The organism is Haloterrigena sp. KLK7 (assembly GCF_037914945.1).
Lineage (GTDB): Archaea > Halobacteriota > Halobacteria > Halobacteriales > Natrialbaceae > Haloterrigena > Haloterrigena salinisoli.
The window spans coordinates 1800353-1814307 of sequence record NZ_CP149787.1; the positions used below are offsets into that span (position 1 = coordinate 1800353).

At 63.3% G+C, this 13955-nt stretch carries 15 protein-coding genes; 9 read left to right on the plus strand and 6 right to left on the minus strand.

What is annotated here, in order from left to right:
* Window positions 1-10 precede the first annotated feature (10 nt).
* The 3 genes from WD430_RS08855 to WD430_RS08865 all read right to left on the minus strand — a co-directional run bounded on the left by WD430_RS08855 (window position 11) and on the right by WD430_RS08865 (window position 3138).
* On the minus strand, window positions 11-1198 hold the full coding sequence (locus tag WD430_RS08855; RefSeq protein ID WP_339105654.1) for a CARDB domain-containing protein: 1188 nt from the start codon (window positions 1196-1198) through the stop codon (window positions 11-13).
* Window positions 1199-1237: 39 nt separating this feature from the next.
* Window positions 1238-1783: a hypothetical protein gene (locus WD430_RS08860; RefSeq protein WP_339105655.1), complete on the minus strand. Its 546-nt coding sequence runs from the start codon at window positions 1781-1783 to the stop codon at window positions 1238-1240.
* 641 nt (window positions 1784-2424) lie between these two features.
* Window positions 2425-3138 carry a hypothetical protein gene (locus tag WD430_RS08865; protein WP_339105656.1) on the minus strand — a complete coding sequence of 238 codons (714 nt, stop codon included), beginning with the start codon at window positions 3136-3138 and terminating at the stop codon, window positions 2425-2427.
* Window positions 3139-3291: 153 nt separating this feature from the next.
* Here WD430_RS08865 and WD430_RS08870 point away from each other — a divergent pair, with 153 nt between their 5' ends.
* From WD430_RS08870 to WD430_RS08890, 5 genes are all read left to right on the plus strand, one after another.
* Window positions 3292-4815, plus strand: coding sequence for a vWA domain-containing protein (locus WD430_RS08870; RefSeq protein ID WP_339105657.1), 1524 nt, complete (start codon window positions 3292-3294; stop codon window positions 4813-4815).
* Window positions 4816-4982: 167 nt separating this feature from the next.
* A complete protein-coding gene (locus WD430_RS08875) occupies window positions 4983-5519 on the plus strand; it encodes a hypothetical protein (RefSeq protein WP_339105658.1) in 537 nt (178 codons plus the stop codon).
* A 108-nt stretch (window positions 5520-5627) separates the two neighbouring features.
* Window positions 5628-6416 carry a hypothetical protein gene (locus WD430_RS08880; protein ID WP_339105659.1) on the plus strand — a complete coding sequence of 263 codons (789 nt, stop codon included), beginning with the start codon at window positions 5628-5630 and terminating at the stop codon, window positions 6414-6416.
* Between the two features lie 163 nt (window positions 6417-6579).
* Complete coding sequence (locus tag WD430_RS08885) at window positions 6580-6915, plus strand: hypothetical protein (RefSeq protein WP_339105660.1); 336 nt, start codon at window positions 6580-6582, stop codon at window positions 6913-6915.
* Window positions 6916-6917: 2 nt separating this feature from the next.
* Window positions 6918-8732: a ribosome biogenesis/translation initiation ATPase RLI gene (locus tag WD430_RS08890; RefSeq protein WP_339105661.1), complete on the plus strand. Its 1815-nt coding sequence runs from the start codon at window positions 6918-6920 to the stop codon at window positions 8730-8732.
* Between the two features lie 8 nt (window positions 8733-8740).
* On the opposite strand, the gene WD430_RS08895 is transcribed toward WD430_RS08890, so the two are convergent.
* Both WD430_RS08895 and WD430_RS08900 read right to left on the minus strand, forming a co-directional pair.
* On the minus strand, window positions 8741-9598 hold the full coding sequence (locus tag WD430_RS08895; RefSeq protein ID WP_339105662.1) for an aldo/keto reductase: 858 nt from the start codon (window positions 9596-9598) through the stop codon (window positions 8741-8743).
* 75 nt (window positions 9599-9673) lie between these two features.
* Window positions 9674-10195: an archaemetzincin family Zn-dependent metalloprotease gene (locus WD430_RS08900; protein ID WP_012944620.1), complete on the minus strand. Its 522-nt coding sequence runs from the start codon at window positions 10193-10195 to the stop codon at window positions 9674-9676.
* Between the two features lie 39 nt (window positions 10196-10234).
* Between WD430_RS08900 and WD430_RS08905 the strand changes: the two genes are divergently transcribed.
* From WD430_RS08905 to WD430_RS08920, 4 genes are all read left to right on the plus strand, one after another.
* Window positions 10235-10639, plus strand: coding sequence for a UPF0146 family protein (locus tag WD430_RS08905; RefSeq protein WP_339105663.1), 405 nt, complete (start codon window positions 10235-10237; stop codon window positions 10637-10639).
* 130 nt (window positions 10640-10769) lie between these two features.
* The gene (locus WD430_RS08910) at window positions 10770-11462 is read left to right on the plus strand and encodes a DUF3267 domain-containing protein (protein ID WP_339105664.1); all 693 of its coding nucleotides are present in this window, start codon (window positions 10770-10772) and stop codon (window positions 11460-11462) included.
* A 139-nt stretch (window positions 11463-11601) separates the two neighbouring features.
* Entirely contained in the window at window positions 11602-12483 is an 882-nt protein-coding gene (locus tag WD430_RS08915) for a TIGR01548 family HAD-type hydrolase (protein WP_339105665.1), read from the plus strand.
* An 81-nt stretch (window positions 12484-12564) separates the two neighbouring features.
* Complete coding sequence (locus WD430_RS08920; RefSeq protein WP_339105666.1) at window positions 12565-12813, plus strand: hypothetical protein; 249 nt, start codon at window positions 12565-12567, stop codon at window positions 12811-12813.
* Between the two features lie 113 nt (window positions 12814-12926).
* Here WD430_RS08920 and WD430_RS08925 read toward each other — a convergent pair whose 3' ends face one another.
* The gene (locus tag WD430_RS08925) at window positions 12927-13766 is read right to left on the minus strand and encodes a glycerophosphodiester phosphodiesterase family protein (protein WP_339105667.1); all 840 of its coding nucleotides are present in this window, start codon (window positions 13764-13766) and stop codon (window positions 12927-12929) included.
* Between the last annotated feature and the right edge of the window lie 189 nt (window positions 13767-13955).

Below are 13955 nucleotides of genomic sequence, written 5' to 3' on the forward strand. Positions count from 1 at the left end.
AATCGGATCGTTATCGGCCCGGGACGATCGCCCAGCGCCGGTTCGCAGCGACGCCCAGAAACAGGACCCCCATCGCCAGCGGCGGTGCCAGCGCGGCCGTCGTCGCGGCCGACAGCTGCCGATCCCGGATCAGGGGCGGCTCGGGCTCCGAGACGGTGACCGACCCGGCATCGACGCCGCTGATCGACAGGTCGTACGTCCCGGGAGCGTCGAACTGCCGCTCGAACGTCACCGTCTGCTCGGCTCCCGGCCGAACGACGACCGTTCTCCTGTCGACGACGATCCCGTCGACCGCCAACTCGAGGGTCCGCTCGACTGACTCGGCCGTCGGGTTCCTGACGGTCGCCGAGACCGTCGTCCGATCGCCCCGGGTGAGTTCGGCGTCGGCGGTCGTCGCCTCGCCGATCTCGACCGACGGCCCCGTGACGGTCACGCGCTCGCTGCCCGCGCCGTCGACGCCGACGTCGTAGCTACCGGGCCACTGCAGCTCTCGTTCGAAGGTGACCGTTCGCGTCTCGCCGCCCCCGATCTCGACCGTCCGGCTGTCGACGACGGTTCCGTCGACGGTCAGCGTCGCGGTGTGTTGCTTCGTCGCGTCTCCCCTATTCCGGTAGGTCGCTTCCACCGTTATCGACTCGCCGGCCTCGAGGCTCGTCGGGTCGACCGTGAGGGACTCGAGGGTGACGCCGTTGGTCGTGTCGTTTTCGTCCGTTCTATCGTCGGTATCGGTATCATCGCCATCGTCGGGATCGTCGCCGTCGTCCTCGTCGGTGACGTGTACCGTGAACGTCTCCGTCCCCGCGTGAGCGACGCGGGTATCGACCGCGACGCTGACGCTGATGGTATCGCCAGCTGATGGCTCGAGCGGGCTCGATTCGGTGATCTCGGCCGTGGGGTCGTCGTATTGGTAGAACTCGAGGCCCTCGACGTCGTTCTCGATCCAGACCCGTTCGACTGCGTCGTCGGTTATCGTAACGGTGAACACGTCGTTCGCAGTGGTGATTGCGCGATCGTTGAGGGCCTCGAGGTTGAGTCTGATCTCGCCGTCGTCAACCGTTCCGTACTGGGTGTCGGTCGGCTCGAGAATCACGCTGTCGGTAGTAGGACTCTCACCGACCGTGATCGCCGCCGTCGGAACTACGAGTGCGAAGAGAAAGCAGATCGTAGCAACGACGAGCAGAATCCGTGGAGTGATCATATGCACTAGCGATGTACGCACGGAGAAACGTCGCGAGATTCAGCTATTGTCTATCGCTTCAATCACCATCGAACTGTTCGTCCACGGGACTGAAGCATCTCCGACACTAGTATCGTCGCGAAGATTGAAAACGAGATCATATTTGACAGTGTCTCCCGGTGAAAGACCGGAGAAACCACCGGCCCCATCGTTTGTTGTCGCCGAAGCCGTATCATTTGCTACCAACTGGATATCGGCTCCACTCGGGCTAGGATCTGAAGCTGCAGTAGTAATCGAGGAAGATGCATCGGTATCATCATAGACGTCAATAGAATAGGACGTTCCGTTTGCGCTACTATTCACCGTGATCGCAAGTACCTCTTCAACAGTCGTTACTGCGCTTACATTCAGGTTCTGTCCGGTAATATTAATTGAGTCGTTTCCATCGCTCGTTATCGCACTGGATGATGTATCGACTGACAGTTGAATATTGCCAGTACTATCATCTGTAGTGCTGATACTTACAGAACGTTCCGCTTCCACACTACTAAACGCACCCGTACCGAGAGCGGCTCCGCCGCCCGCGACAATCGTTCCCAGTCCCACTAACACGTTGCGTCGATTCATTCTCATGGTTATGATTACCGTTCGACCGTCCCGGTCGTCCCCGCCTCGAGGCGGGGATCCGGTGCGCGGTTCTTACTCCCACCGTGGAACGCCACCCACTTTGTATTAGGTCGCCAGAAACACCGAAAGCTCGGTAATACCCTATTTCAAGACAGTCTTGAAAGATAATGGATCGGTCGCTATCGGCGCTATATCTCTGCCAGAGCCCGTCTGGACCGGTTTATCGCGGAGAATTGCCGTAAACCGGTAACAGTCTGCGTCTGACCACACTATTCAGCTCGAGGAACCATTATCCTATCAGAGATGGTATCAACATACATTACATTTTATAACACAGTGATGAATACGGATTAGTAATGGGACGGATTGGTAGCAAAACTGGACTCTCTCACTCCGGACGGGATGACCGGGGGGCGAGCCCGCAGTTGGGGATCGTATTGCTGTTCGTAATGGTATTCATCGGCGCAACGACCGTATACATCGTCGGGATAGGGGCCCTCGATGCCGCTGAATCGCAGGCCTACGGCGAACAGAGTCAGCAAGAACTCCGGCAGCTCGATTCCACGATATCGTCGCTTGGATGGCAGGACGATACCCCGAAAACAGTCCAGTTCAATGAGTTAGACGGGGAATTGGTTTCCGACGGTCAACTCGAGGTGACTGTATCGGACGGATACGTGAACGATAGTCGCTCGATGGAGTTGGAGACGCTGGTCGCGACCGACAGAGGTGGCAACGAGTTCGCGTACCAAGCCGGCGGGATCTGGGACGTTTCCGGCGATCGAGCGACCGCCGTCTCGAATCCGAACCTCCGATATTACTACGAGTCGACTGATGACGGTCGTGCCGGACGAGTCGATATCGAACCGGTCACGCTCACGGGAACCGTCGGTGCGGGCGAGCATACGGTTCGGGAAGTTCCGAACCCCGATACCGACTCGTTCGAAACGCTCGGACGGGACCTCGAGGTCGTCAGTCGTACCACGGTCGAGGTTTCCGGGTCGTCCTACCATCACGGGTGGTATAACTTTCTGAAAGACGAATTCGACGCGACGGATGCCGACAACTGCGAGGTCTCCGGTCCGATCGATGAGAACATTATCTGCCACGACGAATCGACGGAGACGGTTACGGTAGTCGCGAACGTCGATGGCGAGAAACCCCTTCGCGATCTCGTCGACATCGAACCGACGGTGTACGGCGGACTCCACATCGACGGTGAAAGCGGGACTCTGCGATCGTCGGTTTCGGTGAACGCGTACCAAAATCACGATGCGGACGGCGAGGTCTCTCCCGGTCTCTTGCTCGCGAATTACGACGAATTCTACCTTCACAATCACGCCGATATCGAAGGTATCCCGGTCGTGAACGGTCGACTGGGTTCGAAAGGGAATCCAGCGATTTCACCGATCGGCTACGGTGTCACGGTCAATGGAACGCCTCAAGGCGAATCAGAGAGCGGTAAGAGCCTCTATCGATTAGATTCCGTGAACGAAGGGAAAGGTGACGGTGTCGAAGGAAGGGCTCTCGCAACTGAACTCTCGCAACCGTACGCTGACGTCGCTCCGATAGACGATGAGATCGATCGCCTCTTGACGGCGTACCTCTCCGATAATCCGTCAGCCAGCGGTGACGTTTCCGCGGGACTGTACGAGGGGGAAACCGGTATCGATTCAACTGACTCCTCCGATGGAAACGTCCACGTTGGAATTGACGGCGATCTCGATCTCTCGAACGTCGAGGTCGCCGGAGAAAACCGAACGAACTTCTACGTCGACGGCAACGTTGACCTCTCGGACGTCGAGATCGAATCCGACGATCGGGCGGACGCGCTGTGGGTGTACGCCACCAGCGATTCGACGATCACCATCGAGGACGACTTTCAGGGGGTCGTATACGCCCCGGGTGCCGACCTCGAGATCGAGGACGACGTGACCATCGACGGGGCCGTCGTCGCCGGCGATGCGACCGACCGCACCGACGCGATCGAGATCGGCGACGGCGTTCAGATCAACTTCGATAGCTCGCTGCGGAGTGCGACGCCGTTTTCCGGGGAGGACAAGGACCTGCTGTTCGAGTACAGCGACACGCGGGATCCGGTCGACGTGTCGTTCGTTCTCGATCGATCGGGATCGATGGGGCCCCACAATCCGGCGTCCTGGAACGCATACGCTCCCGATTACGAGATCGCCATCGGTGAGACGTGGGAGCCGATCCCGACCGACGAACCGTTCAGAAACACGCACGACTGGAAGGCTATCCAGGTCCGAGACGATAACGGGACGACCAGAACGCTCGAGCCAATGGAGTTTGCCCACCCAGATGACTGGACAGCGGTTCGGATCCATCCCCGGGAATATTCCTACTATGGATCCGCAGCCTCAATCGGCGTCTACCCTCACCCGGGGAACGATCCGACGGGCCAGCGAGTTGAGGCGACCAAGAACGTCATCGACGCACTGGACCCCGATGCCGACCGGGTCGGAGTCTACGACTTCGCTAGCAGTGGCAGGGCTCTCCACCCCCTCAGCGATGATCTCGAGGGGGCGAAAGAGAGCGTCGTCGGTACCGCCTACGGTGGAACGAACATGGCTGCCGGGCTGGAAGCCGCACTCAACGATTACACCGCCCGCGGTACCGATGACCGCGAACGTATCGTTATCCTCCTAAGCGACGGTAAGAACTCTAACAGCGCCAACGACGAGCGGATGGACGACCTGGTCGACCGGTCGGACGACCTCGATTACACCCTTCACACCGTCGGTCTCAAGGGCCTCGAGCACGGCTCGATACCCGAGGGCAAACTCGAGCGGTGGGCGAGTGAGACCGGTGGGAACTACTACCAGACTGCCGATCCCGAAGAGCTACTCGATCTCTTCGAAGAGATCGTCGACGAGGAGATCGACCTCGAGATGGATACGCAGATGCAGATCGCCGTGAACTACGAGACAGCGGATACTGCTACCTACGCGGTTCAAATTTCCGACCGAACCGTAGAGATCGACCGTTGATAGGTATCGATTCGTCTCACAGCCGTAACGGGCCGAATCGAGAGGCACTGTACGGTGCTTCCCCCTCGGTTAGAAAGCCACTGTAGAGCGGATGAGCCATTCGTATTTCGCGGCAATAAGCATTATGTACCGGAAATTCATCTTTTCTATAGAGTACGAACGAGTCAATGGCAACACAGATGGGGGGTAATTCGGATCGGGGAGAGATCTTCGAGCTCCTGAGTAACCATCGGCGACGATACGCGATCCACTACTGCAAGCGCGAGGGCGAGCCGGTCACGCTGGGGGACCTCGCCGAACACGTCGCCGCCTGGGAACTCGACAAGGAGGTCGAGGAGATCACGTCCGCCGAACGAAAGCGGGTATACACGTCACTACAGCAGACGCATCTGCCGACGCTCGAGCGGGCCGACATGATCGAGTTCGACGACCGGACGATCGAACTCACCGACGAGGCCTCGGAGTTAGACGTCTATCTGGACGTCGTTCCGTCGGATTCGATTCCCTGGGGACTGTACTATCTGGGGCTGACCGCCCTTGGAACGGTCGTGATGGCGGGGCTCTGGCTTGAGGTCGTGCCGACGGAGGCGGTTCCCGAACTCGGCTGGGCGACGCTTGTGTTCGCGCTGTTTGCGGTGTCGGCGGTCGTGCACGTGGTACAGAGCCAACGGATGCGGTTGGGTGAGATGGAGCGTCCGCCGTGATGCCGGGACAAACGCAACACCCCATCGCGGAACGAGCAATCGTTTCAGGACCGATACGTATCGAGTACCACGATGAACGGGGGATGTGCGATGGGCAATAGCGCTCGCATGACGCGACGGTCGGCGCTTTGTTTCATCGGCGGTGGGACGGTCGTCGCTGCGTCCAGTCGATTCGAGACATTCGGATTCTCGAACCTTACGGCGGTACGCAGGACAACGGTGAAAACCGCCGACGATAGCGACGCGTTGCTCGGGCTTTTCGTCCCCGACTCTATCGAACGGAAGGGTCGAAGTCTGCTCGTCGAAATAACGAACAACCTCGCTACCGATATCGACGGAACCGTCTCGCTCTCTACTGACGACCACGAGAACGTGTCGGGCGGAACGCTATACGGTCCGAGCGGTGATTCAGGGGTGACGGTCTCGTTTTCGTTAGCCGCGTCGACCGAGAGCTCGTCCGATACGGCGACCATCGAAATAGACCCCAACAACTCCGAAGGGCGAATCCCCTTCACGATCGTTGCAACCGCTTCAGACTCGAGAGTTTCGTTCGAAGCGACTCGCGAAACGGAGTCGATGAAGAATCCCGATGGAAGCGGCGTTACGATTACCAACTCGGGACAGTTCAAGGTGAGGCACAGCCGGAATTACTGGCAAGTCAAGAAGGTCGCAGTCACTTCCGACGAATTCCGACTCGATCGAGTCGAGTACGAAGTCAGTGATAGTTCGAATTCCGTTGTCGGAACGCACGTCGACGGTGCTAGCGGCACAACGTACAACTCCGGAGACATCCGAATCGATCCAGATGACGGACAGGTATCCAAGGGAGACTATACGCTACGGATTACCGCCTATGATCGAGACGGTAATTACGATATCGCGATAACGACGAACTAGAGCGGCGTGTATCGGTAGATGTCGAGTCAGCCCGTTCAGTAGCCCGGGTTTCAATTGGTTCGGTTCCACGGAACATCGCTTCGAGTTCAGCACTAGTGGCGGCGAAAACGGAGTCGATAGCGAATGCGAACGCCTTTTTAGCCCCGCTCCCGGAGTTCCATCCATGTCGACCGAATCGATCAGTGACCGACGCGAGCACATCCGCTCGATCAGCGTGACAGCGCTGGCTGCCCTGCTCGGCGTTGCGACGGGGTTCGTCTCCATGATGCTGGTGGGCGACGTGTCGTCGGTCGAGGCGGCGAGCCAGGCCGCGAACGACACGCGAGCGCTCATGCTCGTGGCCGGAGCGATCCTCGCTCAGTTCGTCCTCTACGACTTCACGAGCATTTACAACGACGACGAGTTCGGGCCGAAACACTACCTGTTCATCGTGTTTATGACGTTCTCCCTCTGGTTCGTGACGTGGGGGATCCTGCTCACGACGGAGGCCGCCGCGTAATCATGGCTGACGACAGCATCGCCGTCGTAGACCTCGATCGGTGCCAGCCCGACCGCTGTAGCTACGAGTGCAAGAACTACTGCCCGCCCAACCGAACCGGAAAGGAGTGTATCACCCTCCGCGGCGAGGAGGCCGACGAGGGCCAACCCGACCAGATCCACATCTCCGAGGAGATCTGTCTGGGCGAGACCTGCGGGATCTGCGTCGAGAAGTGTCCGTTCGACGCCATCGAGATCATCAACCTGCCGGAGGAGTTGCAGGACGATCCCGCCCACCGCTACGGCGAGAACGCCTTCTCGCTGTACGGACTGCCCGCTCCCCAGGAGGGGCAGGTCACCGGCATCCTCGGTCCCAACGGGATCGGGAAGACCACCGCCGTCCGCATCCTCGCGGGGGAACTCGAGCCCAACCTCGGCCGCCACGAGGAGTCGCCGGGCTGGGACGAGGTCCTCGAGGCCTACCGCGGCACGGAACTGCAGGACTACATCGCCGACGTGCGCGACGGCGACGTCACGATCGCACGGAAGCCCCAGTACGTCGACCAGATCCCGAACAGCTTCGACGGCAACACCCGCGAGTTGCTCGAGCAAACCGACGAGCGCGGTGCCCTCGACGAACTGGTCGAGCGGCTCTCGATCGGGCCAGTCATGGAGCAGTCGATCGACGACCTCTCGGGCGGCGAACTCCAGCGGGTCGCCATCGCGGCCACGCTGGCCCGGGACACGGACTTCTACTTCCTCGACGAGATCACGCCCTACCTCGACATCGGTCAGCGCGTGACGGCGGCGCGACTGATCCGAGAACTCGCCGAGGAGGAGGATCGGTCGATGCTCGTCATCGAACACGACCTCGCGATCCTGGACCTGCTCGCCGACACGCTCCACGTCGCCTACGGTGAGCCCGGCGCGTACGGCGTCATCACCGCACCGAAATCGGTCCGCAACGGGATCAACGAGTATCTCTCGGGCTACCTCGACAACGAGAACATGCGGATCCGCCCGGACCCCATCGAGTTCGAGGAGCACGCGCCCCGGGCCGCGTCCCGCGGCGACACGCTCGTCGAGTACCCCGACCTCACCAAGAGCTACGGCGACGGCGAGTTCTCCCTCGAGGTCGAGGGCGGCGAGATCCGGGAGAACGAGGTGCTCGGCATCGTCGGTCCGAACGGGATCGGGAAGTCGACGTTCGCGAAGCTGTTGACCGGCAACCTCGCGCCCGACGAGGGCGACGCCGATCTGGACCTCGATATCTCGTACAAACCGCAGTACGTCACCATCGACCAGCACATGCGGGTCGACGCCTTCCTCTCCTCCATTACGGACCAGTTCGGCTCGTCCTACTGGAACACCGAGATCGCCCAGCCGCTCCAACTCGAGCGGATCATGGAGCAGAACCTCTCGGACCTCTCGGGCGGGGAGCGCCAGCGGGTCGCCATCGCGGCCTGTCTCTCCGACTCGGCGGACCTCTACCTGCTCGACGAGCCCTCCGCGCACCTCGACGTCGAACAGCGCGTGCAGGCGACCAGTGCGATCCGACGCTACGCCGAACAGCAGGACGCGACGGTCATGGTCATCGACCACGACATCTACATGATCGACCTGCTCGCCGATCGGCTGATGGTCTTCGACGGCGAACCCGCCGTCCACGGCCGCGCCGGCCAGCCCCAGCCGATGCGCGACGGGATGAACGAGTTCCTCGCGAACCTCGAGGTCACGTTCCGCCGCGACGAGCGCACCTCGCGTCCGCGGATCAACAAGCCTCAGTCGCAACTCGACAAACAGCAGAAGCAGGACGGCGAGTACTACTACGCGCCCTGATCGCGCGTCTATTCTCTATCGAGATCGTCGAGTCGCGCCAGTTCCTCGTCGGTCAGATCGACCGACGTCGCGGCGACGTTCGCCTCGAGGTGCTCGAGGCTCGCGGTTCCCGGGATCGGGATCGTAACGTCCGAGCGTTCGAGCAGCCACGCGAGCGCAATCTGGTACCGCGACGCATCGTGCGCGTCGGCCACGTCGTCGAGAACGTCGTTCCCGTCCTCGAGGGTCGCCTTGTCGATCGGCGAGTAGGGAATGAATCCGATACCGGCGTTCTCGCAGACTGAGAGGACGTCCTCCTGATCGCGATTGGCGACGTTGTAGTAGTTCTGGACGGTCGCGACGTCTGCGACGTCGCGAGCGCGCTCGAGTTGATCGGCGTCGACGTTGCTCAGTCCGATGTGGCGGACGATCCCTTCGTCTTTCAGCTCGGCGAGGGCGGTCACCGAGTCTTCGATGGGCACGTCGGGATCCGGCTTGTGGTACTGGTAGAGATCGATCGTCTCGGTCTCGAGTCGAACGCGGCTGCGCAGCGCCGCGTTCTTCAGGTACGCGGGATCACCGCTGACTGTGGTGCTCGCGTCCGGTTGTTTGAGAATACCGCCCTTGGTCGCGACGACGACGTCGTCGCGGTCGACGTCGATCGCCCGCCCGACGACGCACTCGCTCGAGCCGTTGCCGTACATGTCCGCGGTGTCGACGAAGTCGACGCCGAGCTCGACCGCGCGCTCGAGGACGCTCTCCGCGGCATCGACGTCGTCCGGCCAGTACATATTGTTCGACCCACCGAGGCTCATCGCGCCGAACCCGAGCCGGTGGACGGTCATCTCACCGCCGATATCGAACGTCTCGCTCTCGTTGACTCCCATGCGTTCTCCTCGACCGAACTACGACACTGCTACTGATAGCTCTGGCTCTCGAAAACCGGCGGGGAAACCGATCCGCTAGCTAATCAGACGCTGACAGCTCCCGCAGAGGTTCTCCTCCTTGATGTCGACCTCGCGGACCGTCGGCGAGAAGTTCATCACGCAGCGGTTGTTGTCGCAGTGCTCCAGGCCGTAGGTGTGGCCGATCTCGTGGACGATCTCCTTGCGAACGCGGTCCTCGAAGATGTCCTCGGCGCTCTGGTTCGAGAAGCCGCCGTCGCTCGAGGTCTGGAGGCGGTAGGTCGAGACGACGCTCCCGCTGCCGTCGAGATAGGCCAGGCCGAAGACGTAGTTGCGACGCCGGTAGAAGAGATCGTGGGGCGTGATCGCGATGTTTTTCGTCCCGCGGCCGACCCGTTCGGCGAGCTGGATGAACGTTTCGGCGGCGTACTGGTTCCGGTCGGCGTCGTAGGCACCGTTCGGGACCGACTGCGAGTCGTTGACCGAGACGTCGCAGTCGTAGACCGATCGCAACGCGGCGGAGGCCGCCCGCTTGACGTTCGCGGGGACGTTGCCGACCGGCACGATATCGACGAGCATGGCAAGGGCTATGGCCGCGGGTGGCATAAACGTCCCGCCGTGGCCCACTCTCGCCGGAACTCGGAGACGCTGCTCGAGACCCTGGCCGAATACGATCGACTCGTCGAGATCGGAATCGGTCGCCGGACCGACGTGGCGGCCGCGCTGGCCGAACGCGGCGTCGCCGTTACCGCGACCGACGTCCACGACCGTCCGGTACCCGACGGCGTGCGGTTCGTCCGCGACGACGTCGTCGATCCCGATCCGGCGGTCTACGCCGCCGCCGATGCGATCTACGCGTTGAACCTCCCGCCGGAACTCCACCGACCGGCGCTCGAGGCCGCCCGCGAGGCCGACGCCGCCCTCCTGTTCACGACGCTGGGCGGCGACCAGCCCGCGATCCCGGTCGAACGGCGGACCGTCGAAACGGGGACGCTGTACGTCGCTCGAGCGATGGATCGGTGAGCGGCCGCGATCCCGGTGCCGGCAACTGTCGAGTGGCACCCACTCGAGGACGGCCGGAACGCAATCGCGACCGACGTCCGTTCGTTCACGGTCGAAGGAATTACCTCTATTCACGATAGTTCAGTGACCAATGATCCCCGGCTCCGTCCCGGCCATCATCCTCGCCGTTCTCGCCCTCGTCGTCCTCGTGGCGCTCGTCGCCGTCGTGAGCTCGCTGTCCCGACTCCTGTTGCGACTCCTCGCGGCACCCGGTGTCGTCGTCCACGAGTTCGCCCACGAGCAGGTCTGTCACCTCGTTGGGGTCCCCGTCGCCGAGGTGGCCTATTTCCGGTTCGGCGATCCGCCGGGATACGTCCGCCACGCCCAGCCCGGCCGGTACCGCGACTCGTTCGCGATCAGCGTCGCCCCGTTTCTCGTCAATACCCTCGTCTCGGTCGCGGTCTTTCTCGGGTTCGCCGCGCTCGCGTCGTCGCTGGGAATCGCGGACGCCCTCGCCCTCGCGACCGCCGACCCGACCGCGGCGGTGACCGCGCTCCGTGATCGTCTCGCGGCGGCCTCGAGCGGCGCGCTCGCGCTTACGGCCGCGCTGGGATGGCTCGGCCTCGCGGTCGGGGTGCAGGCGTTCCCGAGCACCGGCGACGCGTACACGCTCTGGACGCGCTCCCGGTCGGAGTGGCGCCGGACGCCGGTCGTCCTGCTCGGCGTCCCCGTCGTCGCCGTGATCTACCTCGCGAACCTGCTCTCGTGGCTGTGGGCCGACGTCCTGTACGCGCTGGGGCTCTGTCTCCTCGCGTTCTACGCGGTCGGCGGACTCGGGTTCTGAGGCCGCACGGACGCCGAGCGATCGCGGTGCGCGGTCGATCGCGTCCCGTAACGGCGGTGTGGACGGCAGTCTCGGTCGCGACGCGAGCGCGTGAGCGGAATCCGACCGCCTTTACCTTCGGCGGCCCGTCTGGACGGGTATGAACGCAGACGCCGTCGTGTTAGACGTCGACGGAGTGCTCGTCGACGTCGCCGACTCCTACCGACGCGCGATCGTCGACTCCGTCGAGCGCGTCTACGACCGAACGATCCGCAAGGCCGACATCCAGCAGTTCAAGGACGCCGGCGGGTTCAACAACGACTGGGAACTCACCTACGCCGCCGCGCTCTACGTGCTCGCCACGAGCGAGGGATACGGCGAGTCGATCGACGACTTCACGGACGAGATCGCCGCCCGCGGCGGCGGCCTCGAGGCCGCCGAGGACGCGATCCGCGCCGACCTCGGCGCGCGGGCGACCCAGCGCGTCCTCGAGCGGTGGGACCGCGAGCGGCTCCGCGACGTCTTCCAGCAGCTGTACCTCGGCGCCGACCTCTATCGGGGCCTCGAGGGCGGCGAGCCCGATATCGAGACGCGCGGATTCATCCACGACGAACCGGTCCTGCTCGAGGAGGCGACCCGGGACGCCCTCGTCGAGGACGACGACCTCGCAGTCGGCGTACTGACGGGCCGGCCGGCGGCCGAGGCCGAGATCGCTCTCGAGCGCGTCGGTCTCGAGGCGGTGATCCCCCTCGAGCATCGGTTCACGATGGACGACTGGGAGGAGGGCAAACCCCACCCGCGGGCGCTGACGACCCTCGCGGAGCGATTCGACGCCGATCGGGTGGTCTTCGTCGGCGACACGCTGGACGACGTCCGGACGGCGAACAACGCCCGTGAGGCGGACCCGGAGCGGGAGTATCACGGCATCGGCGTCCTCACGGGCGGCCTGACGGGTGCGGAAGGGCGACAGAAGTACGAGGCCGAAGAGGCGTCCGCCGTCCTCGAGTCGATCAACGAACTCCCGGAACTGCTCGAGTCGTAGGCTCCCCGGTCGTTCTCCCGGCCTTTCTCTCAGAATCCAAACCGAACGCATATATGGCAACTCGGGGAGAAATTACCATCGATGGCGACGACACTCCGATCGAGCGTCGACACGGTCCTCGCCGATGCCAACCGAGCGTTCGGCACCTTCGTCGGACTGCTGTGGGTCTGTCTCCTCGTCGGACTGCTCGTCGCTCGAGCGGCCGCGCCGGCGTCGTCTGAACTGGTTGGACCGGCCGAACTGGGCCTGTCCGCGGCGTTCGTCGCGGCCGCTCTCGGCACGACGTGGCTCGAGGGCGGCGGCTACGAGCGGCTCGGGGCGGGTGGCTGACCGACGACCGCGTCGCCGCGACCGTCGCGATTGGGGTCCAGCTCGCGGCCTGCTGGCTCGGCTTCACGACCGACGTCTCCCGACCGCTGTCGACGTGACCGTCCGATGATAGATTACGACGAGTCGCTCGAGTCCGTTCCGAGTCCCGGATAGTCGGCGACGATCCCGTCGACGCCGGCGGCGGCCAGCGCCTCGAACTGGTGCCAGTTCTCGGCCGTCCAGACGTTGACCGTTCGCCCCTCGGCGTGGGCTTCCTCGAGGATATCGACCTCGGGTGTAGCGTCACTGAACCCGGCGTACTCGGTGGTCGCGAGCGGCGTCCCGGCGATCGCGTTTCTCGGCGGGTGGATCGCCTCGCAGTCGTACCGGCGGGCGATCTCGAGTCCCGCCTCGAGGTCGTCCCAGACGAGCGTCGCGGCGGCGTATCGCGGCGCGACCTCGCGGACGGCCGCGAGCGCGCCCTCGCAGAACGACGAGAAGAGGAGTTCGCCGTCGAAGGCCTCGCAGTCCTCGATCACGCGCTCGACGAACGGCGTCCAGACCGCACGGCGCTCGTCGCGCTCGGCGTCGGGGAGCGACTCGGCGACCCGCAGGTCGGTCGTCCCCGGGTTCTTCAGTTCGACGTTGACGCCGATCGTCTCGGGGATCGCCTCGAGCAGTCCGGCGAGCGTCGGGACCGGTTCGTCAGTGCCGAGGACGCGCGCCGTTCGGAGGTCCTCGAGCGACGTTTCCCAGACGTACCCCGACGAATCGGTGAGCGGGCGACCGTCGCGGGCGCTGGTGCCCTCGAGGCGCTCGTCGTGGATCACGACCGGCGTGCCGCAGGCGGCCGGCTGGACGTCGATCTCGAGCATCGCGGCGTCGTGGTTTGCGGCGGTCTCGACCGCTGCGATCGTGTTCTCGGGCGCGACGCCGGCGTAGCCGCGGTGGGCGATGACGGCTGGCTCTGCCATAGGTGAGTGACGACGGCGCGGCTAATGGAGGCTGCGTTCTCTCGGATGACTGTCTCGGGCCACAGTTCGACGACTCGAGGAAACGGACCGAACGCGCCGCTCGTCCCGGCAACGGGGAGTGCCACACCCTCCCCAGCCGATTCGCTCGTTCGCTCTGCTCACTCGCTCATCCCTCGCGCGCTCGTATCG